The sequence below is a fragment of the Paenibacillus sp. FSL L8-0638 genome (assembly GCF_038593075.1).
GTDB lineage: Bacteria > Bacillota > Bacilli > Paenibacillales > Paenibacillaceae > Paenibacillus > Paenibacillus polymyxa_D.
The window spans coordinates 3,427,430-3,452,523 of the sequence record NZ_CP151960.1; the positions used below are offsets into that span (position 1 = coordinate 3,427,430).

Annotated in this window: 29 protein-coding genes and 1 other annotated feature (1 of these 30 cut by a window edge); of the genes, 3 read left to right on the plus strand and 26 right to left on the minus strand. The window is 45.5% G+C overall.

The features are described from left to right. Window positions 1-4: 4 nt before the first annotated feature. From MKY35_RS15095 to mtrB, 3 genes are all read right to left on the minus strand, one after another. A complete protein-coding gene (locus MKY35_RS15095) occupies window positions 5-874 on the minus strand; it encodes a heptaprenyl diphosphate synthase component 1 (protein ID WP_342444143.1) in 870 nt (289 codons plus the stop codon). Between the two features lie 116 nt (window positions 875-990). Beyond that, window positions 991-1,542 (minus strand): hypothetical protein, encoded by a 552-nt coding sequence (locus MKY35_RS15100; protein ID WP_029517330.1) that lies wholly within the window; start codon window positions 1,540-1,542, stop codon window positions 991-993. A gap of 98 nt (window positions 1,543-1,640) precedes the next feature. Then, complete coding sequence (gene mtrB, locus MKY35_RS15105; RefSeq protein ID WP_013310730.1) at window positions 1,641-1,871, minus strand: trp RNA-binding attenuation protein MtrB; 231 nt, start codon at window positions 1,869-1,871, stop codon at window positions 1,641-1,643. Window positions 1,872-1,925: 54 nt separating this feature from the next. Between mtrB and MKY35_RS15110 the strand changes: the two genes are divergently transcribed. After that, window positions 1,926-2,201, plus strand: a complete 276-nt coding sequence (locus tag MKY35_RS15110) for a hypothetical protein (RefSeq protein WP_342444144.1) — start codon at window positions 1,926-1,928, stop codon at window positions 2,199-2,201. A gap of 71 nt (window positions 2,202-2,272) precedes the next feature. Here the strand turns inward: MKY35_RS15110 and MKY35_RS15115 are convergent, their stop codons facing one another. The 5 genes from MKY35_RS15115 to MKY35_RS15135 form a co-directional block, all read right to left on the minus strand. Next, a complete protein-coding gene (locus MKY35_RS15115; RefSeq protein ID WP_013310732.1) occupies window positions 2,273-2,545 on the minus strand; it encodes an HU family DNA-binding protein in 273 nt (90 codons plus the stop codon). Between the two features lie 247 nt (window positions 2,546-2,792). Then, the gene (locus MKY35_RS15120) at window positions 2,793-3,779 is read right to left on the minus strand and encodes an ABC transporter permease (protein WP_342444145.1); all 987 of its coding nucleotides are present in this window, start codon (window positions 3,777-3,779) and stop codon (window positions 2,793-2,795) included. Beyond that, window positions 3,776-5,293, minus strand: coding sequence for a sugar ABC transporter ATP-binding protein (locus tag MKY35_RS15125; RefSeq protein ID WP_341039526.1), 1,518 nt, complete (start codon window positions 5,291-5,293; stop codon window positions 3,776-3,778). Before MKY35_RS15125 ends, MKY35_RS15120 begins: the two co-directional genes overlap by 4 nt. 66 nt (window positions 5,294-5,359) lie before the next feature. Next, window positions 5,360-6,475, minus strand: coding sequence for a sugar ABC transporter substrate-binding protein (locus tag MKY35_RS15130; protein ID WP_340885733.1), 1,116 nt, complete (start codon window positions 6,473-6,475; stop codon window positions 5,360-5,362). Window positions 6,476-6,724: 249 nt separating this feature from the next. Continuing rightward, complete coding sequence (locus MKY35_RS15135; RefSeq protein ID WP_342444146.1) at window positions 6,725-7,657, minus strand: zinc-binding dehydrogenase; 933 nt, start codon at window positions 7,655-7,657, stop codon at window positions 6,725-6,727. A 131-nt stretch (window positions 7,658-7,788) separates the two neighbouring features. Between MKY35_RS15135 and MKY35_RS15140 the strand changes: the two genes are divergently transcribed. Beyond that, complete coding sequence (locus tag MKY35_RS15140) at window positions 7,789-8,694, plus strand: hypothetical protein (protein WP_069012700.1); 906 nt, start codon at window positions 7,789-7,791, stop codon at window positions 8,692-8,694. Between the two features lie 200 nt (window positions 8,695-8,894). Here the strand turns inward: MKY35_RS15140 and spoIVA are convergent, their stop codons facing one another. The 16 genes from spoIVA to MKY35_RS15220 all read right to left on the minus strand — a co-directional run bounded on the left by spoIVA (window position 8,895) and on the right by MKY35_RS15220 (window position 22,796). Next, window positions 8,895-10,373, minus strand: a complete 1,479-nt coding sequence (gene spoIVA / locus MKY35_RS15145) for a stage IV sporulation protein A (protein ID WP_023989182.1) — start codon at window positions 10,371-10,373, stop codon at window positions 8,895-8,897. A 38-nt stretch (window positions 10,374-10,411) separates the two neighbouring features. After that, a complete protein-coding gene (locus MKY35_RS15150) occupies window positions 10,412-10,549 on the minus strand; it encodes a hypothetical protein (protein WP_013371690.1) in 138 nt (45 codons plus the stop codon). 244 nt (window positions 10,550-10,793) lie between these two features. Further along, entirely contained in the window at window positions 10,794-11,144 is a 351-nt protein-coding gene (locus tag MKY35_RS15155; protein ID WP_069012701.1) for a 2Fe-2S iron-sulfur cluster-binding protein, read from the minus strand. Between the two features lie 39 nt (window positions 11,145-11,183). Continuing rightward, a complete protein-coding gene (locus tag MKY35_RS15160; protein ID WP_342444147.1) occupies window positions 11,184-11,834 on the minus strand; it encodes a hypothetical protein in 651 nt (216 codons plus the stop codon). A gap of 177 nt (window positions 11,835-12,011) precedes the next feature. Next, the gene (locus MKY35_RS15165; protein ID WP_013310741.1) at window positions 12,012-12,287 is read right to left on the minus strand and encodes a stage VI sporulation protein F; all 276 of its coding nucleotides are present in this window, start codon (window positions 12,285-12,287) and stop codon (window positions 12,012-12,014) included. 166 nt (window positions 12,288-12,453) lie between these two features. Beyond that, complete coding sequence (locus MKY35_RS15170; protein ID WP_029517324.1) at window positions 12,454-13,494, minus strand: NAD(P)H-dependent glycerol-3-phosphate dehydrogenase; 1,041 nt, start codon at window positions 13,492-13,494, stop codon at window positions 12,454-12,456. Next, the gene (gene plsY / locus MKY35_RS15175; protein ID WP_029517323.1) at window positions 13,487-14,095 is read right to left on the minus strand and encodes a glycerol-3-phosphate 1-O-acyltransferase PlsY; all 609 of its coding nucleotides are present in this window, start codon (window positions 14,093-14,095) and stop codon (window positions 13,487-13,489) included. The genes MKY35_RS15170 and plsY overlap by 8 nt, the downstream gene beginning before the upstream one ends. An 11-nt stretch (window positions 14,096-14,106) precedes the next feature. After that, window positions 14,107-15,429: a ribosome biogenesis GTPase Der gene (der, locus tag MKY35_RS15180; protein ID WP_013310744.1), complete on the minus strand. Its 1,323-nt coding sequence runs from the start codon at window positions 15,427-15,429 to the stop codon at window positions 14,107-14,109. Between the two features lie 147 nt (window positions 15,430-15,576). Then, window positions 15,577-16,803 carry a 30S ribosomal protein S1 gene (rpsA, locus tag MKY35_RS15185; protein WP_029517322.1) on the minus strand — a complete coding sequence of 409 codons (1,227 nt, stop codon included), beginning with the start codon at window positions 16,801-16,803 and terminating at the stop codon, window positions 15,577-15,579. 120 nt (window positions 16,804-16,923) lie between these two features. Beyond that, complete coding sequence (locus MKY35_RS15190) at window positions 16,924-17,517, minus strand: lysophospholipid acyltransferase family protein (protein ID WP_342426405.1); 594 nt, start codon at window positions 17,515-17,517, stop codon at window positions 16,924-16,926. Beyond that, entirely contained in the window at window positions 17,514-18,221 is a 708-nt protein-coding gene (cmk, locus tag MKY35_RS15195) for a (d)CMP kinase (RefSeq protein ID WP_322251811.1), read from the minus strand. The genes MKY35_RS15190 and cmk overlap by 4 nt, the downstream gene beginning before the upstream one ends. Window positions 18,222-18,350: 129 nt before the next feature. Beyond that, window positions 18,351-19,010, minus strand: coding sequence for a flagellar brake domain-containing protein (locus MKY35_RS15200; RefSeq protein ID WP_322251810.1), 660 nt, complete (start codon window positions 19,008-19,010; stop codon window positions 18,351-18,353). Window positions 19,011-19,175: 165 nt separating this feature from the next. Further along, window positions 19,176-20,561: a germination protein YpeB gene (gene ypeB, locus MKY35_RS15205; RefSeq protein WP_307346202.1), complete on the minus strand. Its 1,386-nt coding sequence runs from the start codon at window positions 20,559-20,561 to the stop codon at window positions 19,176-19,178. A gap of 263 nt (window positions 20,562-20,824) precedes the next feature. Then, window positions 20,825-21,520 (minus strand): glutamic-type intramembrane protease PrsW, encoded by a 696-nt coding sequence (gene prsW / locus MKY35_RS15210; protein ID WP_069012703.1) that lies wholly within the window; start codon window positions 21,518-21,520, stop codon window positions 20,825-20,827. Window positions 21,521-21,606: 86 nt separating this feature from the next. Then, window positions 21,607-22,221: a genetic competence negative regulator gene (locus MKY35_RS15215; protein ID WP_013310751.1), complete on the minus strand. Its 615-nt coding sequence runs from the start codon at window positions 22,219-22,221 to the stop codon at window positions 21,607-21,609. A gap of 197 nt (window positions 22,222-22,418) precedes the next feature. Continuing rightward, window positions 22,419-22,796: a hypothetical protein gene (locus MKY35_RS15220; RefSeq protein ID WP_342444148.1), complete on the minus strand. Its 378-nt coding sequence runs from the start codon at window positions 22,794-22,796 to the stop codon at window positions 22,419-22,421. Between the two features lie 94 nt (window positions 22,797-22,890). Here MKY35_RS15220 and MKY35_RS15225 point away from each other — a divergent pair, with 94 nt between their 5' ends. Continuing rightward, the gene (locus tag MKY35_RS15225) at window positions 22,891-23,814 is read left to right on the plus strand and encodes a polysaccharide deacetylase family protein (protein ID WP_342444149.1); all 924 of its coding nucleotides are present in this window, start codon (window positions 22,891-22,893) and stop codon (window positions 23,812-23,814) included. A 142-nt stretch (window positions 23,815-23,956) separates the two neighbouring features. On the opposite strand, the gene MKY35_RS15230 is transcribed toward MKY35_RS15225, so the two are convergent. Then, entirely contained in the window at window positions 23,957-24,298 is a 342-nt protein-coding gene (locus tag MKY35_RS15230) for a hypothetical protein (RefSeq protein WP_029517314.1), read from the minus strand. After that, a complete protein-coding gene (locus MKY35_RS15235; RefSeq protein WP_342444150.1) occupies window positions 24,295-24,882 on the minus strand; it encodes a type II CAAX endopeptidase family protein in 588 nt (195 codons plus the stop codon). Before MKY35_RS15235 ends, MKY35_RS15230 begins: the two co-directional genes overlap by 4 nt. Window positions 24,883-25,067: 185 nt before the next feature. Further along, window positions 25,068-25,094 (plus strand) — a binding site (T-box leader) (it continues 223 nt past the right edge of the window).

Here is a 25,094-nt window from a genome sequence, read left to right on the forward strand (position 1 = left end):
TCACCTAACCTTCCCTCACAACTGGGTGCGGACTATTTAGCAGCTTTAGGAAAGGCTCAAGCATGCGTTCAAATTCCTCGATCCCTGTATTTTGATCATCTGACAGGATCTGCCGGATGTGTGTAACTGCCGTGCGAAGCTTGTCCAGTATCGCATCCTCGGCTTTGTATTTCAGAACAAGCTTACGCCATGCTTCAGTGTCAGTACCACTCTCTGAAAGCAACGCTTGCTCGTTCCGGTCCCCGTTACCATAAATATGCCAGAACATATATCCGAAACGGGACTTGTCCGGTTCTGTCCGCTTACCCCATTCCTCCACCAAGGTATCACAGAGGGCAAATTTGTTAAGAAGCTGCTTCCAAATTTCCTGATCCTGTTCTGCTACAAGTGAAGTGAATGATAAAAAAAGCTCCTTTTTGAAACGAACCATCTGAGTTAAATACTGAGTTGCATCCAAGCGGAATTGCCTCATTCCCCAGTACAGACTCATTTTCCCTGCGTTCACTTCACATACAGCATCACTCAGCTTCGAAATGGCCGTAATGCGGCCTGCCAGTGCAAGCAGCTGATAAAAACGACTGCTAAAATAGTCCCCAGCTAACACTTTCAGCTGTCTGGAACGCATCTCCTCCGGGCTCCGTATACCGGATAAAGTATCAATCATATCATGCGTATCCAGCCCCATCTGCACAAGTGAGGTTACCAATGCGTACAGTTCGTCCTCACTGGCATGCAGCTCCTGCGCATTCCGGTTCAAAAACACAAACATCAAACGGGTACGGCTGTCAGGAAAAGCCGGCATTTCCGTATGTTGTTGAATCATGTCGTATTCCACATATTTCCTTGCTAATTGGGGTACGCGATACGGTTTCATCCTAAGCCTCCGAGACATGACTTTCTGCTATACTCAAATAATTGCAATGCCTTATATTATATCACAATTTAAAATGATTCGCGACTAAAGTACTGTAGGTCCACCGGCAGAAACATCTAATCTGTATATACACCGTTAAACCTGTTTTGCCACATGGGCGTTACTGTAATGCGGAAACGGGATTTCAAATCCTCTGGCAATTCCGCGCCTTCCCGGCTTCTCAGCTGTTCCAATGCCTCGTTCGTCCACTCGTTCCGGCGTATATCGGATGCAAGCAGCAAATGACGTTCTCCTGACCATTCGTCCTGCGTCACCACCCGAAGCAGCAATTGCCGCACATTCGTCGTTCCGTAAAAGCTAAAAGCGGCAATCTCCGCCATGTTTTGATAAATCTCTAGCGGGGCAGTTTCTTCCTTGGACAGTTTGACATCCAGGGTCAGGACAGAATGTTCCCAGCTTGCGCTTGCAATCGGTGTAGTCAACGGTAGCTCGTTCAGCGTATCCACCAGATTGTCATCTGACAGCAGCACCCGTTGCTGAGGCGAAATCGTCGCCTGTGTCTCACGAACTGCTGCGGTTCCTGAGTCCAGCACCTGTAAAGACGGCAGCAACACAGCTGCTGCGATGGTTATGAGAATGGAGCCACCGAATACAATCCAAGGTTTCATCAGAGCCTCCCCTGACCTCTACCTCATAATGTGGGTTTGCTACGGTAAAGGTCCTCACTCTCATTCTACAACAAAAAAAAGCAGGCTATGCCTGCATTTTAATCCTCCGTATCTACTACCCCGTGCTTAGTCATCACAACGGCTTTGCCGCGAATTTTAATAGCAGAAGTATGATCCGTAAATTGGACGATCAGTACCTCGCCCTTGTCCAATTTTTCTGAATGATGTAGGCGTGTATCCTGACCTCTGGTCAAACCAAAAACCTGACATCCGTTGCTTTTCGCTTTAATTACGACGTACTCACTGCTACCCGTCACGTTATCTTCCATATCCTTTTCCTCCCTGAGAGCCGAAGCTATACTTTTTATGATGGAGATTCAAGCTTGTTTTGTCAACTACATGCTTCCCGTGCTCCTGCAACAATTAGCATGTCCCGAGCCATACTATCCGTGCAGTCCCATCTATTAAAGAAAGGAACGGATCTGATGAAAAACTACCTTCCCGCCAATCTCAGTCCTGCCCAAATCGAACGGCTTCAACAGCTGGAGCATGAATTTGCCGAGCTAACAGGTGAACCCCTAGTGCTGATCGCTTATGCCTCGCGAAACGGCAGGACAGCTTCCTCTTCTCCAGTCCATAGCACCCCTACCACGAAGTAAACAGGACAAAAAGAAAAGGCCGTGAATTAAATTCACGGTCTTTTCAGCGCATTGGGAATATGTAAGAAATCTTATTTAATTCCGTCTTTAAGCGCTTTACCCGGTTTAAATGCCGGAATTTTGCTCGCAGGGATTTCGATTTCTTCTCCTGTTTGCGGGTTACGTCCTTTACGTGCGGAACGTTCACGAACCTCAAAGTTCCCGAAACCTACCAGTTGCACTTTATCTCCGCTTTGCAACGCTCCAGAGATCGCCTCAAATACTGCATCGATTGCTTTGGTTACGTCCTTCTTGGACAATTCAGTGCTTTCAGAAACCTGATTGATCAAATCCGTTTTATTCAACATATTCACCTCCCAATTCAAGTGTAGTCCAGCATTTAGGTTATCGGTGTTAATGACCGATATGAGGTCGCCTGTATAAAATAACCCGGGCGGCGTACTGCCTTCCATAATGTTATCATCTGTTTCCGTTTCGTCGTTAAATATACATAGAATATACCTAACCTCCGCAATATAGGCCGAAACTGGCGTTTTATGGCACCCTGCTTGCGTGGAACAAGGTTTATAGTAATACAGTCCACAGACAATTTCAAGTACGACGACGGTTTAACACATAAAAAGTAACGGCCAGCGCAAGTACCAGCACTACTCCTTTGACAATATCATGGGCGAAATATTGCACATTCATCATCGTTAGTCCATTAACCAACACACCGATCAAAACTGCACCAATAAATGTACCAATGACATTGGGTTTACCAGCACCAAAGACCGAAAAACCGACGAATACTGCAGCTACCGCTTCCATGAGCAAGGGGGAACCCGCGTCAATTTGGCCTGAGCCTACGCGCGAGGCATACAAAATACCGGCAATCGCCGCAAATACGCCTGAAGCAACATAGGCCAGTGTACGGACTTTTTTTACCCGTATACCCGACAGACGAGCAGCTTCCTTATTTCCACCCGTTACATACATTTGACGCCCATGCTTTGTATAGGTCAAGAAAACATGCACCGCCGCCACAGCCAGCAACAGTAAAATAACCGAAATCGGGATACCCAACCATTTACCTTGCCCCAGCAAAAGAAATGCAGGAGATATCTCCCCCGGCGCCTTGGTACCATCGGGAAACTGCATATGATTATATATGGTATAGCCCTGGGCGTACGTTTTGTGAATCCCGCTTACAATATACATGATTGCAAGGGTTGCGAGCAAATCAGGAATACGCAGTTTAATGATCAATAATGAATTCAACAGTCCTACCAAAGCGCCGACAATCAGAGACACAATAATGACCACCGCAACAGGCTGCTCATACCAGACCATTAAAGAAGCGGAAACGACCGTTGTCAAAGATACTGTAGCTCCCACCGACAGGTCAAAACCGTCCACGATAAGTGACAATGTCACACCAATGGCAACGAAAGTCACAATGGCAATCGAGCCAAGAATGTCCATTAAATTATCATAAGTCCAGAAATAAGGTAATGTAGATGAAAAAAACGCCAACACACCTATAATGACAACTACGGCACCGTAACGAAATGAGACGTTTAACCATTTTTCCTTCATGAATGCACCTCTTCACCCCCGCTGGCATACAACAGAAGCTGTTCCTGTTCCACTTCGCCCCGAGCAAATTCCTTTATAATTTTGCCATCATACATCACTGCAATCCGATCACCAATGCCAATCCCTTCAGCAAATTCACAGGTTAGATAAATGATCGCTTTTCCTTGCTCCGCCAACTCGCCAATGATACGAAAAATATCACTTTTTGCCCCTATATCTACACCCTTGGTTGGCTCGTCAAAAACAAATACATCCGCTCCGGAATGCAGCCATTTCCCAATAGCAACCTTTTGCTGATTCCCGCCACTTAAATATTTAACATTCTGACGGAGCGATGGTGTCTTAATACCGAGAGAGGCGACAATCCCATTACCGTTATTTCGTTCTTTACGCCGACTGATGAAACCAAGGACACTCAGTTTGCCCAAAAGCGGAAGACTAAGGTTTCTTTCCACACTCTCCTCAATTAGCACCCCCTGCTTCCGTCGCTCCTCGGGTATGGACACAATTCCTTGAGCTACCGCATCCGCTGGTTCTCTCAATCGAATGGAGCGACCTTTAAAGGTCAGCTCTCCCTTATCCGGCTTGTCTGCTCCTGTAAGAAGTCGTGACAACTCTGTCTTGCCTGCACCAACCAAACCTACAATAGAGAGAATTTCACCACATCGGACCTGTACATCAATGCCGTGCACTCGTAATCCTTTGTGAAGCCCTTTCGCTTCCAATACCGTTTCACCAATCGGTACCTCTGTTTTTGGGAATTCCTCCTCAAATGTTTTCCCAAGCATATGCGTAACGATGTCGCCTACACTTAAATCAGACGCAGGTCCCGTGAACACGCGCTCACCATCACGCATCACCGTAACACGGTCACTGTGTTCGATAACCTCCGGCAATCGGTGTGTGATGAGGATACATGCAACTCCCTCATCCTTGAGTGTATGGATTGTGCGGAACAAACGTCGCGTTTCTTCCTCGCTGAGCGGCGCCGTAGGCTCGTCAAAAATGATGGCATTGGCTTGCTGTGTCAGAATGCGTGATATAAGTACAAGCTGTTTTTCTGCCAACGTTAATTCAGACACATATCGTCGCACGTCAATATCTACCTCCAGACGTGCTAATGCCTCACGCGCTCGTCTGCGCATAGAAACCGGTGCAGTCCACCATCGACCATCAGGGGCTGACAAATCGTCCATTACAATATTTTCAGCAACAGTTAACTGTGGTACAAGCGCTGAATCGACCTCCTGATACACACAGTGAATTCCCGCTCTTTTGGCCTCCCACGGTGAACTAATGTTCAGTTCCTTGCCACCAACTACGATAGCTCCCTGATCGGAATGATACGCACCGGACAGAATCTTCATCAATGTACTTTTCCCTGCCCCGTTGGCGCCCAGCAGAGCGTGAATCTCGCCACCCTGCACTGTAAAATCCACGGCTCGCAGCGCATCTACACCAGCAAACTGTTTGCTAATTTTTTTCATTTCCAATGTATATACTTGTGAACTCATGGTGCCCCCTCACGCCTGCTTATGATAAAAGCGCGCCGAAGCGCGCCTTTGCGTTATGCAAACATTTTATTTGGACGTTTCATATTCCTTCATCCAATCCTTATAGCCCTGTTCGCTTTGGCCCCAGCCCTTCACATATTGGGACAGCTCGGATGTGGAAATTTGCTTATCCGGCAACGCTTCGCGTTGCACATATACAGCCTTCAGTACGACTTTCTCCTCCGGATTATCCCCATGCAGCTTCTGATATGCATAGCGCACTTGTACGCGCCCGATATCTGTTGGATCTACGGCTGCCGAGGCCACCCAAGGATTTTTCGGGTCTTGGATCATTTGCAAGTCCTCGTCGCTCATGTCAATGCCGTAGACTTTAATTTCCGTACGTCCCGCTTGTTGTATGGCACGTGCTGCGCCTTTGGCAAATTCATCCCATGCCGCCCAGACGGCTGTAATTTCGCCCTTAGGATATTGCTTTAATACAGCTTCCATTTTGGCTTGCGTATCCAACGCAGGATTCTGAGCCGAACCAAAAGTCGCAATTTCTTTAATATCCGGATTGGATTTCAAAAATGCACCATAAGCAACCTGACGACGTTCCATCGGCGCAAATCCGGCAACCCATACTTTCACAATGTTGCCTTTGCCACCGATATCCTTCTTCATTTGCTCCAGCGTCAGCTCAGCCATGCTTTGGTCATCCTGTGAGAGCACTACCGCACCCGGAACATTGACGGCAGCATCGAACACGATAACTGGAATATTGCGGGAAACTGCTTTTTTTAGCCCTGTTTCCAGTAATGCATCACCGTGATCAGTCAAAATGACATCAAACTGCTGGTTAATCGCACTATCAAGCAGAGAAGCCATTTTAGCCTTATCGTTATCTGCCACAAACTTAGTCAGCGTACCGCCAAATTTTTTAACTTCCTCTTCCACACCTTGAACATACTGTTGCGAAAATGTGCCCGTGTTAAACTCCATGATCAACGCAACCCGTTTACCCTTTAGATTTAAGTTGTCCGTTTTTTCGTTTGTTGTATTCGATTCCGCAGTGCTTGTCCCTTGAGTGCCGCTCTCTGTTTTCGGCACGCCACATGCAGTGACCAGCAAAACCAGCACCAGTAGCATGATACCTCCCAGTCCTAGCTTTTTGTGTCTTTGGAACTCTTTTTGGATATCCATGATTTCATTTCCCCCTCGTTCAACCACAAAATGATTCAAATTTGATACTTAATATATCGCTTTAAACCAAGTATGTAAATAGGTTTTATAAAATATAGAGAAATTTCTGGTTTTATAGGCCAGAACACAAAAATCAACCGTCCCCGATTGAATACCGGAAAACGGTTGCTGTTTAAATTTGAAATCAAGGCGGAGCCTGGGTCGAAGATACAATCTGTCTGTTTATTTTAAATAGGAGAACGCTCACATCTAACTTATTTGGAGCACTGCTTTACCGGAAAATTTCCGATCTATCAGTTGTTGGGCTACAGCTCCAATTTCCTTCCACGATGCCTCCACTTCGATTTTTGCTACTAACTGGCCTTTTGATACAAGCTCACCTAGTAATTTTAGATCTCCCGCTGGGGAATAACGATTTATTTCCTCACCTAGAAAGAAGCAATACAAAGTTCTACCACCTAAGCCCCTAATATTAATCGTTGCGTAAGGTGAGGACGAATGTCCCATGGACACACATATCCCCTCTGGCATAAGCTGAGGTAGTAATGCAGCTAGCGTATCCCCACCTACTGAATCCACAATGAGATGATAAGGTCCGAATGTATCCAGCGAGGAAATCGCCGGATCGCCAACGATAACCTCATTAGCACCAGCCTCTTGAACAAGTAGAGCTTTTTCCTCTGTTCTGGCTACACCTACTGTAAAAGCTCCTGATTGCGCCGCTAGCTGATGTGCAAAAGTCCCAACTCCGCCAGTCGATCCAGATATCAATATTCGCTTACCGAGCAGCATTCCTCCTTTTCGAAGTGTATAGAGCGCTGACAGACCGGCTACTGGTAAAGTAGCAGCCTGGGCGAAGGTAATATCATCAGGAAATTCAGCCACTAATGAAGTAGGAGCGGCAATTTGTTCGGCCCATGCTCCCATCGGGAGAAGTCCTACGACACGGCTTCCTTGTTTCGGGCCCGTGCCATCTTTGGCTTGCTCGATGACAATCCCGGCAAAATCCCATCCTGGTCTGCTCTGTCTTCCATGATTTCTTGCATCTACAACTTCACCCCGATTCAGAGAGAAGGCCTGTACTTGAACGATCGCTTCCCAAGGCTGGGCCTGCGGGACGGAAACTTCCTTTATTGCGAAATATCCTGAAGCAAACGGATCTGTTACAATTGCACGAACCATATGATCTCCCCCATCATTCTCATTGAGAAACCCTTGTAAATAGCTCCCCTTTTTCACAATGTAGTATACTGTAGGGAACTATCTGCACCAAGTGTAGAACTACACCTCATTATGAAAAGGATTGAAAAAGGATGACCATGCACAAGGACTTCCGATATAAAACATTAAAAAACGTTTTGGGAGAGATTGAAGCTGTTCGCATGAAGCGTCAACGGGAATATACTGAGCTATCACACCCGTTATTAAAACGATTTACTCAGCAGGAGCTTAATGATGAGGCATGTCCTACGTATAAAAATCTATTGGTTGGACGGTCTCGTCGAATACCGGATCGGCAAACGATAATCCATATTGCTGAGTATCTGGAGTGTACTTCACATGAGCGCAATGACCTTCTCCTCGCCGCTGAATATCTTCCGATCCATTACGAACTCGAAGGACGTTCTCTAGAGCTGGCGCTGGAGCAAACACAGCAAATCATGAGTAATTTGCCATTTCCGGCAATGATTGTTACTCATACCTTAGATATCAAAGGGTTAAATGAACCGTTTCGCCATTTATTTGATATTCCTTCCGATTCTTTTATGAATGGCAAACTGAATAAAGTAGATTTTCATTTTAACTCCGATTTTTCCATTCGTCCCCGTTCTACCTTCGATGCTGAGTCGTTCGAACAGTGGGAGTCTCATGCTATTTTTGGGATACAAGCTTTCAAAAGATATAACATGTTGTCCCGATACGACCATTGGTATACGAAGTTAATAGACAGATTTCAAAAATACGATGATCTTAATAAATATTGGAATATGCAGCCAAAGGACTCAGCAAGTGAAATTGAGCAACCCAAAATTATTTTGGCCAGAATGGGAACCGCGGACGATTTAGTCCCTATTCGCTACAAGCAAATTCATCTTTCTGTAAGTAGCCACATGTATCCTGGAATTGAAGTATACTTACCGATTGACGATCCTGCACGCATAGTATTTCAATATTGGGGTTGTCCAGCCGAATATCAGAACTACGCTTTTAATGAATAGGAAAAATTCGCCTACAGCACTTTACGAGTAACAAAAGCTCAATAAAAAAAGAGGTAATCCAGGACTTTATTTTCTCGTCCATGGCTACCCCTGTCTGGTTTTGGAGGTCAGTCTAATATTTTGTTTTTGCGAACCGTAGAGAGCAAATTGCTCTCCACGATATTTCTCTTATACATTTTATAGGGGTGTGACTTTCCCCTTTAAAGAATTATAGCAATGAGACCGCCGGAGCCTTCATTAATGATACGACCCAGCGTTTCCTGCAGCTTATAGCGTGCATTGTCCGGCATCATGGCGATTTTACCCTGAATGCCTTCCCGTACAATGGAATGCAGCGAACGTCCGAAAATGTCTGACTCCCAAATTTTGATTGGGTCATTCTCAAAATCTTGCATCAGATAGCGCATAAGCTCTTCACTTTGCTTCTCTGTTCCGATAATCGGAGCAAATTCCGATTCCACATCTACACGAATCATGTGTATAGAAGGTGCTGTCGCCTTGAGCCGCACACCAAACCTTGTACCCTGACGAATCAACTGCGGATCGTCTAGTGCCATCTCAGATAACGACGGCGCGGCAATGCCATATCCCGTTGTCTTGACCATTTCCAGCGCCTCGGCGAAGCGGTCGTACTCTCGTTTGGCATGGGCAAAATCCTGCATCATTTGCAGCAAATGATCCTTGCCGCGAATCTCTACCCCGACGACTTCGACCAAAATCTGGTCATACAGCTCATCGGGAGCATACAGATCAATTTCAGCTACACCCTGCCCCATATTCATCCCGCTCAATCCGGCCCTGTCGATGAATTCATATTCCATAAACTGGCCAACCACTCGATCTACATCACGCAGGCGTCGAATATCTTTAACCGTATCGCGAACGGAATTTTCATAATTGCTACGCAGCCAGTGCTCTTCGTTCAGTACCATGACCCAGCTCGGCAGGTTTACATTCACCTCATGCACTGGAAATTCATACAATACTTCACGAAGTACGCCTGTAACATCATCTTCCGTCATCGTCGCCGCGCTGAGTGTCATGACTGGTATATCGTACTTGGCAGCCAGCTCACTACGAAGCTGGAGTGTTTCATCACTGCGCGGATGTGTGGAGTTGATAACCAAAACAAATGGCTTGCCAACTTCCTTCAACTCCTCAATGACGCGTTCCTCCGACTCTACATAAGAGCTGCGCGGGATTTCCGCAATCGTGCCGTCTGTAGTCACTACTACACCAAGCGTCGAATGCTCTTGGATAACCTTGCGTGTACCAATTTCTGCCGCTTCCTGAAAAGGAATGGGTTCTTCGAACCATGGTGTGGAGATCATCCTCGGACCATTTTCATCCTCGTACCCTTTTGCTCCTTCTACTGCATATCCTACACAGTCAACCAGACGTACATTCACATCCAGTCCTTCCGTTACTTTGATCTGGACGGCATTATTCGGTACGAATTTAGGCTCCGTCGTCATGATCGTCTTGCCTGCCGCACTTTGCGGCAACTCGTCTACGGCGCGGGCACGGTCCGCCTCACTTGTAATGTTTGGCAGAACAATCGTCTCCATAAACCGCTTGATAAACGTTGATTTTCCTGTTCGGACTGCGCCGACGACCCCAAGATAAATGTCTCCTCCGGTGCGTTCGGCAATGTCTTTAAAAATGTCCACTTTCTCCAATGAAATCCCCTCCTCAAAAGTCTCCGAAGGAAAAATGCTTAAAGAGCATCCGCTTCGTGTTCAACCAACTGCTTGATCCCAGATGCGGCAGAACAGCCTTTAAAATGCCCGGAAGTCGTCCGCCGCCGAGATTCAGGAGACTGATGGAATCGGCGAAACGGCGTAAACTCGTACATGCATTTGGACTGATACCATCATATGTATCCCCTCCGTAAAATATGTTTAGTTTTTTGAAAAATAGATTACGACAGAGCGATCATTGCAGAAACGATATTTTACGTTTGGTTCCACTCACCTAATATATGCGGGGCAAGACTCTCCCATGACTTCGTCGCTAGATTAAATAATAAAAGGATGTTTCTCCTGACCGTTTAGAGTCGTCGGAAACATCCTTTTTCTATTCTCCTGATATAATCGGCATTACCACAGTTCATCATCCAGCGCCTGACGCTCCAGTTGCCGTCTGATAGCCGCCTTGAGCCTATCCTCCGGTATGGTTACCTCCATATCGCCTTGGACACGTGCCTGGCAGGATAAGCGCATTCCTTCATCCAGTAAAGGCCCCAGCTTACGCTGCTCTGCATCGCTGGGTTGGTCTGCGAATTCAGCCCATTCCGGTGATATTTGTACCTTACACATCAGACAGGCTGCTTTTCCGTCACAACGAGTGGGGATATATACACCCGCTTTACGAGCAGCCTGAAGCAATGACGTACCCTGACCGACCTGTACGCGCCTACCTGACGGCCTAAACGTAATCTGCACATTCATGAATGGTCCTCCAGTTGTCTTTCTCCTAACACACACAACTTATACTTCATTGCCCATCTGGATGACGGAGTGCAACTCTGGCCAAGGCAGAAGTTCTACAAGCTTGTCCAATTGCTCCTCATTCCAAATATTACTGACTAGTAGCTGCTTCAGTACAATGATATGACGTCGCGGGTCGCGCTTCATGACTTCTGCAATCGCTTTATATCGGTCGGGTCGATTTCGCAATATATTGAATAAAAGTTCATGACTGAGCGGCATCAGACGCAGTGAAGCACTCCCCAGCTCAAGCTGAGCACCAGCCGACCAAAGTAGTCGCTCGATCTCTAAGCGGTATAACGCTCCGTCACATAATACTTCAAATCCCCCCACCAACTCGACTGGAAATCCCTCCAGATCATAGTGGCTCAGCAATGAAACGTAAGAGCCGCTACGATCAACCTGCTGTCGATCTATACTTATACCCAGGGGGTGCGCATGAAGTTGCTTTGCTGCATGAATATCCGCATAAATATCAATGTCCCGAGGCAGGCGATCCAGTTCAACTTCATGTACAAGTAGTGAACAACTCCCGCCTAGCATCCACGGAACCGACACTGTTGACCAGTTCTCAGCCAAGCTACTCAGCGCAACTGCCAGATGGTGAGGAAGCCTGTCTACTAACACCGATGATATTGCCTCCTTCAACATTGTTTCCTCCTTTGCTGTCTTTCCTTCCGTTTCCCGATGGGCATCATTATAACATGTTCGACAGGGCAGTTCGATATTTTGTGTACTGTAAAAGCGGTTACCCACTCCAAAATATAAAAAAACCGCGAACCTTCCCGGTCCACGGTGAATAATACTAACTGGCGTGCGGCCAGCGGTCTATTTTTTCATCATCATTTTCATCAACGCTTCCATATTGGAAGGATTCATTCCGCTCTTTTTGACGGCACCAACAATATCCCTTACTGTATCTTCCGACACCGGAATGTTGGCCATCGCAGACACCTGCTTGATAAGCTGACGCAGTTGCGCTTCGCTTTGAAGCGTGTCCGCCTTTACCGTGCCTGCCAGCTTTTTCACTGCATTTTCGGATATGTTTTTGCCGCCTTTTTTGTTAATGGCCTTCAATGCATCTTTCGGAAAGTTTTTATTCATAATCTCCCCTCCTCCGCCATTGCTCAACTCAGTCTATGAGTGGCGGAGACAAAAGGTGATTAAGCATACATAAGACATGCCAAACGCCTAACTAAAAAAGGCTATCTCATTATAGAAAAAATCTACCATGAGACAGCCTTTATATTATTAAAGCTCATCTGAGCCTTTAAGAATGCCATTGCTCCCAAGTCTGAAGTGGCATGACTTCCATCTCGGTCTTAGGGTCGCGACCCATCAGCGCCTCAACGGCCTTACGGACGTCACGTCCTTCAAACAGTACTCCATACAGTACCTCTGTAATAGGCATCTGAACACCTAATTTTTGAGAGATGGCGTATGCCGCTTTTGTCGTTCGAATCCCCTCTACGACCATGCCCATAGATTCCAGCACATCATCAAGCTGTTGGCCCTGTCCCAAAAGTGACCCTGCGCGCCAGTTGCGACTGTGACGACTCGTTGCCGTGACCACAAGATCGCCAATACCAGCCAGGCCGGCAAAGGTTAATGGATTAGCCCCCATCTCAACTCCGGCACGGGTAATTTCAGCCAACCCACGGGTCAATAAAGCTGCTTTGGCATTATCACCGAAACCAAGTCCATCTGACATTCCCGCACCCAATGCGATAATGTTTTTTAGCGCCCCGGACAGTTCCACGCCTAGCAAATCGCGGTTTGTATAGACACGGAAATAGGAGTTCATGAACAGCCCCTGAGCAGCCTGTGCAGCCTGCTCATTAGAGGAAGCTACAACGACCGTTGTAGGACATTTCCTCACCACTTCTTCCGCATGACTCGGACCAGACAGCACGGCAATATCGCCCTCCGCGACTTCTAGTTCTTCCGAGATCACTGTGGACATACGTTTAAGCGTTTCTGTTTCAAAACCTTTAATGGCATGCACTACCAGCATATCCTTGCTAAAATGAGCTTTCAGACTACGTGCTACCTGACGAGCAGCAGCAGAAGGAGATACGATTATCACTGCTTTAGCACCAGATACCGCAGTCTGCATATCAGTTGTAGCTGAAATGCGATCAGACAAAATAGAGCCCGGTAAATAATGCTCATTTGTATGCTTCTCATTGATTTCAGCTGCTTGCTGCTCGTTTCTCGTCCAGACAGAGACATCGTTGTTATTGGCCGCAAGAACGGAAGCCAGGGCTGTTCCCCAACTCCCCGCGACCAGCACAGCTATTTTCTCAGACAAGACGATCTCCTCCTTTGGAGCCAAGCTTATTCTCATTCCCCCGTACCAGCTTGACTATGTTGGTACGGTGTCTCCACACAGCGAACAGACAAATGATTAGAGCCGTCCAGAATAACGGCCATGCAAAACCAAGCACGAGTAATATCCAAGGGGTCAAAATGACAAAAATGAGCGATCCAAGGGATACGTAACGCGTCATTACGATTGCAAGTATCGCAATGATTCCGGCATATAGTGCGGGCAGTAAGGCAAGCGATGCCAATACACCAATAGCAGTCGCAATACCTTTTCCTCCACGGAAGTGAAAATATACCGGCCAGTTATGGCCCGCAATCGCCGCAATGCCGCACAAACCCGGTACCCAGGATGATTCCCCACCTAACCAGTGCCCTATTAGTACCGCAATAACCCCTTTAAGTACGTCCAGCAGCAGTACCAGAATAGCTGGGCCTTTTCCAAGCACACGCAGCGTATTCGTCGCACCGGCATTGCCGCTCCCATGTTGGCGAATGTCGATTCCTTTTAATTTTCCATACAGCAAACTAAAGCTGACAGAGCCAAGCAAGTAACTGAGTACGATGGCAACGATTTGTAAAATCAACCTATTCGCTCCTAACTTTCGTCAGACTTGCGCCGTGTAAAGATTCGAATTGGAGTTCCTTCAAAATTGAAGGCGGCGCGGATTTTGTTCTCCAGATAACGCTCATACGAGAAGTGCATTATTTCTGGATCGTTTACGAATACAACCATCGTAGGCGGCTTAACAGCAACCTGGGTCACATAGTTAATGCGCAGACGACGTCCCTTGTCTGTTGGTGGAGGATTGATGGCAACCGCATCGGAAATTACATCATTCAGCAAATGTGTCTGAATACGCAACACATGCTGCTGTGCCACATGCTGTACAACAGGAAGCAGCTTTTGCAGGCGTTGCTTCGTTTTTGCAGACAAGAACACAATCGGAGCATATGTCATAAACAAAAAGTGATCGCGAATTTTCGTTTCAAACTGGTGCATCGTTTTGTCGTCCTTGTCCACGACATCCCATTTGTTAACGACAAACAGCGATGCTTTACCCGCTTCATAAGCATAGCCAGCAATGTGCTTATCCTGTTCAATAATGCCTTCCTCGCCGTTAATAACGACCAATACAACATCTGCACGCTCAATGGCACGCATGGCACGCATTACACTATATTTTTCGGTCGTTTCATATACCTTACCACGTTTACGCATACCTGCCGTATCAATCAGTACATACTTTTGACCGTCTTTTTCAAAAGGTGTATCAATTGCATCACGTGTCGTACCTGCAATGTCACTAACGATAACCCGCTCTTCTCCCAGAATGGCGTTAACCAGTGAAGATTTACCTACATTCGGGCGGCCGATCAAGGCAACACGAATAACGTCTTCATCATAGTGATCTTCTTCCAGCTCAGGCAAATTGGATGTAATGGCATCTAGCAGATCGCCTATCCCTGTACCATGGCTACCAGAAACAGCGATTGGATCACCAAATCCATAAGAATAAAACTCATAAATCAGATCGGCGCGACTGAGGTTGTCCACCTTGTTGACAGCTACGATGATCGGTTTACCCGAACGATATAGCATTTGAGCAACCTCTTCATCTGACTGTGTAATTCCTGCTTTCGCATCACTCATAAATACAATTACATCTGCTTCTTCTATTGCAAGTTCGGCCTGCATACGGATGGATTTTAAAATGACATCCTCACCATCAATCTCAATGCCGCCGGTGTCAATAATACTGAAGGATTTACCATTCCACTCCGATATACCGTATATACGGTCACGAGTGATTCCGGGTTTATCTTCCACGATGGACAAACGATCCCCGATTATCCGATTAAAAATAGTGGACTTGCCCACATTCGGACGACCAACGATAGCCACAACGGGTCTTGCCATAAATTCACTCCTCCTGTCAATTCTTCCGCTATCATCATAGCAAAAAACATACCTATTGGCGATATGGTCATGTAACAACAATCGGCGAACCCTCTGGGTCCGCCGATGGTGTACGTTATGCATATTATAAAATGTATTGATTTAAACTCATTTAAATTTGTTCAGCTTATCGCCAAAACGCTCGCCGAGCGTAATGCTCAGACCGGAATTATTGAGGGAAACGTTAGGATTATTCAGTTCCTCACGAGGTGCACGAGATGCACGTGGTGCTCTTTCTGCTTTAGGAGCAGCTTCAGGAGCTTCCTCAGTTTCTTTAATGCTCAGGCTAACACGTTTTTCGGAAGGATTCATTTCAAGAATTTTAACTTTCACTTCTTGCCCTTCTTCCAGAACTTCTTGTGGAGTTCCAATGTGTTTGTGGGAAATTTGGGAAATATGAACCAAACCTTCCACGCCAGGAGCGATTTCAACGAATGCGCCGAAGTTAACCAGACGTTTTACAACACCTGTTACGATGTCATTGTTGTTGAATTGTCCAGCAGCCGATTCCCAAGGACCAGGCTGTGCAGCTTTCATGCTCAGGCTGATTTTTCCTTTTTCAGGATCTACTTTCAAGACTTTTACTTTCACTTGGTCTCCTTCAGAAACTGCATCAGAAGGCTTATCGACATGAGTCCAAGCAATTTCAGATACGTGAACAAGACCATCCACGCCGCCAACATCTACGAAAGCACCGAACTGAGTAAGACGTTGAACCGTGCCTACGATTTCTTGGCCTTCTTTCAGCTCAGCCATTACTTTAAGCTTGTTGGCTTCGAATTCTGCTTCCAGAACGTCTTTTTGAGAAAGGATCACTTTGTTATTTTCACGATCCAGTTCTTTTACAACAACACGCAATGTGCGGCCTTTGTAATCACTGAAATCTTCTACGAAGTGACGTTCTACCATGGATGCAGGGATAAATCCGCGCAGACCCACGTCTACCACGATGCCGCCTTTAACGACATCATTTACAACGACTTCAAATACTTCTTTGCTTTCGAACAGTTGCTCCAACTTTTCCCAAGCATTTTCACTGTCGATTGCACGTTTGGACAGAACAAGTTTTTCCTTGCCATCGTCAATGCTGATAATTCTAGCTTCAACCTCTTGACCTACTTGTACTGCTTCTTCTGCGTTATCCAGACCAGAAGACAACTCGCGAATTGGAATAATTCCATCGTATTTATATCCAATGCTTACTACCGCTTGGTTATCTTCCAATTTCACGATTGTACCCTTAACGGTGTCACCTTTTTTCAGGGAGACGATTTGATCGAGCTCGTCTTGATTTGCCGCTTCAGCAGCCTCTTGATTTTTAATTTCTTCCGACATGTCAATACCCTCCTCAATTCAAAAAAAACCATTTATTTAAACCTGCGCATGGCAGAGTTCAAAACATAAATAAACTTTTGTTCTAGTTTTCCGAGCTTAGACACAATTCATACAAGCCTTTCAGTTATTCGTAGGCTTACCCGTTTCCTTCATCGTGCGAATACGAGACATAATTGCTTCTGTTGCCAGTTCAAGTGGATCTCCTTCGATATCGACACCCTTTTGGTAAGCGTCCAAATTGACAGGTTTACCGTATAACACTTTCGTTTTACGGAAAAGCTTGTAATCACCAATAATGGCGACCGGAACGGCAGCCGCTCCACTGCGTAGCGCAAAGCTTGCAGCACCCTTTTTACCGATTCCCCCAGCTCCTCTGGAACCTTCGGGAAAGATTCCCATAACCTTACCATCACGCAAAATGTTCAATGCCAGCTTAATGGATTCCTTACTTACACCGCCACGTTTGACTGGAAAAGCTCCCAGTTTCCCAATTAGTGGACCCAGTACAGGAACATTAAACAGCTCGGCTTTTGCCATAAAGTGAACCTTTCGCTTCAGCAAAATACCAACTGTAGGAGGGTCAAGATTACTAATATGATTAGAACACAACAGCACTCCACCCTCAGCAGGAACATTTTCCCTGCCTACCGCCTCAAGTCTAAACAGAACGCGGTAAATGAGACGCAAAATACTGGCGCATACAGTATATATCATTGGCTGATCTCTCCATCCTTCTCCGTTAAGCAATAAGATACGATCGTATCAACGACATCCTGAATGCCCATTTGGGTCGTATCGAGCACGATGGCGTCCTCACTGCAACGAAGCGGAGATACCTCCCTCTCCTCGTCAAGCTTGTCACGTGCCGCAATGTCACGTTCCAGTTGCTCCAGAGTGATATCATCAGTTTCGCTCAGTTCTTTAAAACGGCGGGAGGCACGTTCCTGAACACTTGCGGTCATGAACACCTTGACTTCCGCATCGGGAAGTACAGTTGTTCCAATATCGCGACCATCCATAACGACACCCTTGCGTGCAGCCATCTCACGCTGGTTTTCAGTCAAACGAGTGCGTAAACCGGCAATACTTGAATACTGTGACACGTTGCTAGTCACTTCCATCGAACGGATCACAGTGGTTACATCTTCCCCGTTACAATAAACCTTTTGGCCTGTGGGGTCCGGTACTAATTCAATCACCAGCTCAGGTACATGTTGAAGCACTTTTTGTACATTTTCTGCAGGAATTTCCTTACGCATCATGTACCACGTTGCTGCTCGGTACATGGCTCCAGTATCTACATATACATAAGAAAGTGCTTTCGCCACCAAGCGGGCCACTGTACTTTTCCCTGCACCAGCAGGTCCATCAATGGCTACATTTATTTTGTTAATTGAAGATACATGTTGCCTTGCCAACAGGGAATTCCTCCTAACCTAACCTCAAGAAAAAAGCAGGCATTGCCTGCGACGTGAAAATTATACCACACATTTATAGGCGATGCAAAATAAGCGACAGGTTTACTAAAAAAGAAAAATTTCGGATGATTAAGATTTCCCCCGGAATTCCAGCTGTCTTTCAAAGCAATATTTAATCAGTTTTTGGCGCTCCTGATCAGCGATTTCCTCATATTTCAGCATAATGAGTTTGCGACCGTTTTCCATCTGCTGAATGCGCACAATTTCAGATTGGAACGGAACATGCTCCTGAGTACCGTTTTTATATGGAACTAAAATCCAGCAAGACAATGATTCTCCTTCTTCAAGATGATGAGTTCCCTGGGTGTGAAAAGAAACACCCCCGCCTCCTACATCATGTGTCTCTGCTACAAATCTGGACTCGTTCGCACCATGCTTTACAGCAATTTCCAAGTTGGCCTTAACCCGAAGAAAGTTTCGACGCTGAATTTTGCTGATGCTGTCTGGAGCAGGTTTGTGGATACGAATCATCCGGAGGATATCCTCTTTAAAACCCGTAACGTGGGTATTAAAGTAATTTTTAATCCCACCCTCGCTCATAAAAAATATAGACAGTTCTTCCCCTAGAAACAATTTTTTCAAATGCCCACTTGTTTGTGACATAGGAATTTCAATTAAAAAGTTCTGTGACTCCTCTTCTGCAATACGAGACTTAAATTCAAAAATCTCGTCCTTATGGTCAGTACCTGCCACTTGTATGTATAACACATCATTAATTTTGGGAAACAAATGATCCACCATCCTTGTCCATTAAAAGCTCTAATTAAGGTATATAATACCACGACTTTGTGCCTATATTAAGCATAATATTTGTTTGAGCTATGACTAAAGCACAAAAAACCTCCTTCATGAAGGAGGTTTAGAGTGACTATTGATTCATTTTCATGTAATCAACTACGCATTACTTGCAGTAACCTGAGGTTCATCTGAATCTTTAACCTCTTCAATCGTTTCTTCCATCCCCGTATTGGCGTTAATGTATATCCGGTAAACGGAACCATTGATTTTACCACCAAATTCATAACAGAGAACTTCATTCGAAAGTTCATTTTCAATTAAGGCTTTACGGTGGTAAGTTTCACGAAACTCAGGATTCAATTTTGCTCGTGCTGCATTCAAATTCAATTTCGCTTGCGGAATGCGGCGGAGATGACTATGCTCATACACATAATCACTGGATTGAAAACCGATCACTTGTCCGTTATCAAGGCCTGATCTGACTGTGATTTTTTCTGGATAGATAATCACATCCCCTTGCTGGCTCGCAAATGTAATGTTAGCTAAATTCCCGCTTTCATCATACGCAACGGGCTTCATGTCTTTGTAACCTTTTTGCTCAAGATATTCACTAGCATAGCGAATCGCCTCATTGCGTGTTGCTTTTTTAGGACCTACTGCCCTCATGTCATGATAAGAAATAAGCTTGCCGCCTTTTTTCGTAAAATCCATACTGGCCACGGGCTGCTTCTTATTTAGCAGGGTAGCTGTATAAGATGCCCATTCCGTTCCTTTACCGTTTTCGTTCACCCGGATCTGACTTTCCGGTTTTCCTGTAAATTCAGCAGCATTTCGTTTAATTTGTTCTGCATTTACTGGCGGGAGACTCAATTTTTTCACAGAGCGTTTATCATAGATGCTGGCTACAGACGGTCCCCAATCCAGCTCCTTATAGTTTTCCACCTTTTTGTCCACGGTTTTAAAGCCATCAATAATGGTGTTGTCCTTCGGCCCAGTTTGAGAACCTGCCGCCATATCGACATCCATCCAGCGCAAATTTTTGCTAAGGACTTTTTGCTGCACTTCGTGCATGTTTTTCGAAATTTCCTTGGAATTGTTATACAACGTTTTCAGGTTCGAAATTTCTTTCTCGTTTAAAGGCTCGTGATCCAGATCACGAACAGCGGTCTGATACGAAAATGCAGATAGATGTGACAGCAAATCCTTGGCATGATTAAAAGGCATTACATTGAGGGGCAACTGATTAACCTCATTTTGAGCCTCACTTGCAATCCTCCACACGTTCATCAAACATTTGCGGTGCATCGCGTGTGAAGTATTATGGACAGCAACCGCGTTACCGAGTTGAGAATGCAGCTGATCCATATGAAACGACAAATCGTGAAACGCACGCTGGTATTGATTTTCCGCTTTTATCGACATGCTATTTGCCTGAAGAGACACCTCTTTTCTCATCTGGCTTTGCTGATAACCCCACACAAATGCTCCTATCATCATCAGGGTAACCACCGGGAACAATACGGAACTAAGTCGCTTATACATATTGGGAGTCTCCTTTCTTCAAGTACACTACCGATAGTGTGACAAGAAGAAAGCTCTCTTATGCATGGTTTTCCATGACTTCAACAATAAACTCACAGTTATCGCAAATACAGCGTTTAAAGCCGGTCTGAATCTGTCCTTGCTCTATGCGTCCTCTCAGCACAAAGCGTTCTCCGCATCTTTTACAATGAATTCTAACTTTTATACGCAAAAAAGACACCTCTTTCTCTAACAGGTTTGTCAGATCAGTGTGTCCCATTTTGTTACATGTTAACCTTTTCTTCCCGTTTTAACAAACGAAAAGGAGAACGGTTATTAGCTCGACTGATCTTCGCCATTCCTCCATACCATAGAAAGGCCATAAGTGGAATGATAAACCAGATCCAGTCATGCGAAAATTTCGTTAAAATCAAATCGTATACTCCGTGCCAGAACCATGGAAGCACCAATGACAGCAGCAACATGTATTTGCTCCTCAAGCCTTCTGAAAACTTGGCCTTCCCCATGTAGTAGCCCATCATTACGCCAAACATCGCATGACCGGATACCGGTAGCAATGATCTCATCAGCATCATGCTAACCGAAGCATGGCCCGCCCAGGCATATAACAGATTTTCAACCGTTGCAAATCCGAGTGAGACTGCGGCCGCATACAAAATACCATCATAAGGCTCGTCGAACTCGGTATGATTATAGATGATGTGATACAACAGAAACCATTTAAAAAACTCTTCCACTCCGGCTGAAATGCCGAACGCCTGGATTAACGTGTGATCCCCTAGCCAAAGCAGCAGCCCTCGTTGAAAAATCATGACAGGAAGAACCACCAAAAAGCCGAGCAAAAACACTTTAATAACCATGTGCAGTGGCTCCGAATCATACCTGTCCTTCAAGTAAAAATACATCAATAAGGCGAGACCCGGCGCTGTGGCTGCCGCTAAAACTGAAAACAGAAGCACCGATCATCCCTCCATAAAAATGAGTCGGCTCTGCTTTCAGCGCAGAGCCGACAAATTTACTTCGATATCACTTTTGATAAAACGAATCAAGAACGGCTGTCAAAATGAGTGCAGATGACAGCAACTGCCTGTTCAGGAATGACCAGTTTGCCGTACTCTTCCAACATAGCTGGTGTAACGGATGAGCCTTCTCCAAATTCAGCAAGAACCGCGATTAAAGCGGCAAGCTTGGACTCCTCTACTTCTTCTGGTTCCAAATGCAGAATCCATTTTCCTCTATAATGATACAGCTTACCTGCTTCCGTAGTGTTGCTACGAAGCATATGAGCCGCTTCTATGAGTACTTCGAAATCGCTAAACGCATAAACGATGGAATCACTATGCTCCAACGTGACTTCCATTTCGTAGACTTCCTCTGGAAGCTCCTCATCGGGACCCGAACCATACTGTTGATGGTCGTATTTACCCCGAGTGACGATAACAACCATTCCTTGAGCAGGAAGCGCAAAGACTTCGACAGCTAACGGTCCCGTGGCGTCGAAGCCCAGCTCGCTGTAAGCCTGATCCATCATTTCGGTAAACAGCTCATGAACTCTAGGAATTTCTTGCCACATATCGTCTTTTTGAATACCGCGTTCGCTCAAATCGTCAAAGGTAAGGAAAATCCGTATCTTGTCCTGACTTAATCTTTCTATTTTCATACTGGACCCTCCTCCTGGCAGCCGAGTGTTATTAACAGATTATGATGCAATTATGATGCCTGTGATGAAAATGGTTCTATGTAATCATGTTATCATTTTATAATCGTAAATGCACGCAATAAAAAGATAAAAAAAAGAATCATTTGAACGGCTTTTACAAAAAAGCCGCAAAATGATTCGGAATAAAGGTTTCTGGGTTACAATCCCGGTACGGCTGTATGAGTTTCTTTCAAAATTTGCTCGACCTCACGTTTAACATCGGGACTTGTGCTGATGAAGTCTTTAATCAACTTCATATTCTCTTCTTTGTTCTTGGCAGTATGGGCGTTATAAGCGGTTTTATCTGTTTGTGAATGATGGTCTTGATCCTTATGGGTGTCTTCTTTATTGAGCGTAATCTCGCTCATCCCGGGGAATGCCGCGTCCATCATTTTAGTACGGGCTTGCTGCACTAAATTGCCGCCTTTTTTTCCACCTATGTCCATAGATAAGCCCAACATGTTGCGGTTACGGGAGATCATAGAGCTTGCGACAGCGCCCAAAACGATTCCCAGGAAAAATGAAGATGTTTTCACAATTAGAACCTCCCTTTGTGGTAGAATCAAGCATAGTGTTCGTCAGTAGTGACAAACTCATACGGTATAAAATACAGGAAGGTGAGATGAAATAATGGGTACAAAAACAGCAGCCATTTTGTTCACCGCATGTCTGCTGCTTAGTGCTTGCACTGCAACCAAGCCTGAATCTGCGGCAACAAGCAACCAGCTGGATTCGGTAGCGTCTGACTCAAGTAACAGCGCCAAAGATCAGAGCAACGTCTCTTCCCCAAAAAGCAGCAGTAAGCAAGCAGGCAGTGATGATCACAACTCAGCGGATAAAACCAATGCACAAAATGATAAAACCAGCGAAAGCAACGAAACAGGAGCTGCGACATCTGCAACTACCAATAACAAAATGTATCACTTGGACAAAGCTTACAATGTAATCCCTAACCAACAAGGTACCGAAAAAAAAGTCGTGTTATTGACCTTTGATGATGGTCCTAAGGAAGCAGCCATGATTAACAAAATCATAGATGTACTGGACAAACACAACGCGAAAGCGATTTTCTTCGTAAACGGTTACCGTGTAAAAGAGCATCCTGAGTTGCTTAAGCTTATCCATGACCGTGGACAGCCCATCGGCAACCATAGCTGGGATCACATCGTGCTGAAGAATAAATCTGAGCCCGAGGTCAAAAAACAGATTGAAACGGTACAAAAAGCTGTTAAGGACATTACAGGTCAAGCCCCCTTCTTCTTCCGCCCCCCTCATGGTGCAGGCGGGGACGTAGGTCGCAAGGTCGCTAAGGAAAACGGTCTCCTATACATGACATGGTCCGTCGGTTCTCTGGACTGGACCATGAAAAAGAATCAGCCTAATAAAACGGAGGCACTTCTCAAAAATGTAACAGAACAACTTCATCCAGGCAGCAATATCTTGATGCACGAACTGCCATGGACAGCTGAGGCGCTGGACAGTCTATTGACGCGCCTTGAGCAAAAGGGTTACCAATTTGTCGATCCGCAAGGGATTGAGGTTCCTGCCAGCTAGTAGACACTTGCGTATACTCCGGATTAACTATAGATGATGCAATAAAGGCCTCCATTCTCCGTTATTCATGCGGAGATGGAGGCCTTTTCACCGTATCATTACGCGCCTTGACCTAAGTACAGACGTCCATAATAACTTTATATTACCAAAGCATTTCACTGATGGGTGGTGCACCCTTGACGCCCCACCACAGTAATGCTGCAGTAATTAGCACAAAAAGAGTGCTCAAAAAATTTAAAAACCACTTGCTTACCCGAATACGGCGGGACGGAAACATTTCTGCCCGCGTTCGGTACTCACTGGCAGGAGTGTCACCCTCCATCGTCACAGCAACTTCTGGTGCAGCGGCAACGTGAGCCAATTCTGGCACGGGCCGTGAAGCACGGGAGCGAACTGGTTTAGATTTGGACCTGTCCTCCTCCTTGCCTTTGCGACCATTTCGACGGCTACCATAGGTCTGCACTCTGCTAAGTTCCTGATTCATTCTTCATACCTCCGAAAACGTAACACTAAACCAGATATAAGGTCAATTACAAAATGACAAATGATCGGTGCCCACAGACTACCGGTCTGCACATATATGTAGCCCAATCCATAACTGCTAAGAAAAACCCAGCCAGTGGGAATCCAATGCCGTAAATATCGGATATGAATCACCGCAAATAAAATGCTTGTCCAATAAGGACCAAAGCTGTACTGAATCGCACCTCTGAACAAGAGTTCCTCACAGATAGAAACGATAGCTGCTATACAAATAATATGCCAAACCGGACGATTTTGAAACAGCATTTGGTTAATACCACCGTCATCCATAGCATCCTCAGGCATAATCCGGGATAGCAACAGATCCACAAGTAACATAGCGGCGGCCAATCCCAATCCCCACCATAAGACGTGCAGAGTGTTCGGCAATGCAAATAGTTCTAACAAATTTCTTTTCTGAAAAAATATCCAGATTGCGCCAATCAGCAGGGTCAGCCCCTGAGTTAGATACAAATTGTAAAGCAGCAAGCGGTCGTTCAATTCATGAATTTGCGCTCTTTTCCATTTCACTTTAAGCTTTTTCATAGTTAGTTAGTCCTCTGCATAGTCTTCTTTAGCATCATAGCCAAAAAGTCGGGCGGATTCAAGAAGACTTAAATCTTAATTTTCCGCATTCTGTAGCTATATATCTAGCCTGCTATCCTCACATGTCGCATGTCCTATTGACATGCCCATGTAAGCCATGATACATTATGAAAAAATTATTAGCGACAACAACAATGATGGAGAAAAGGTAT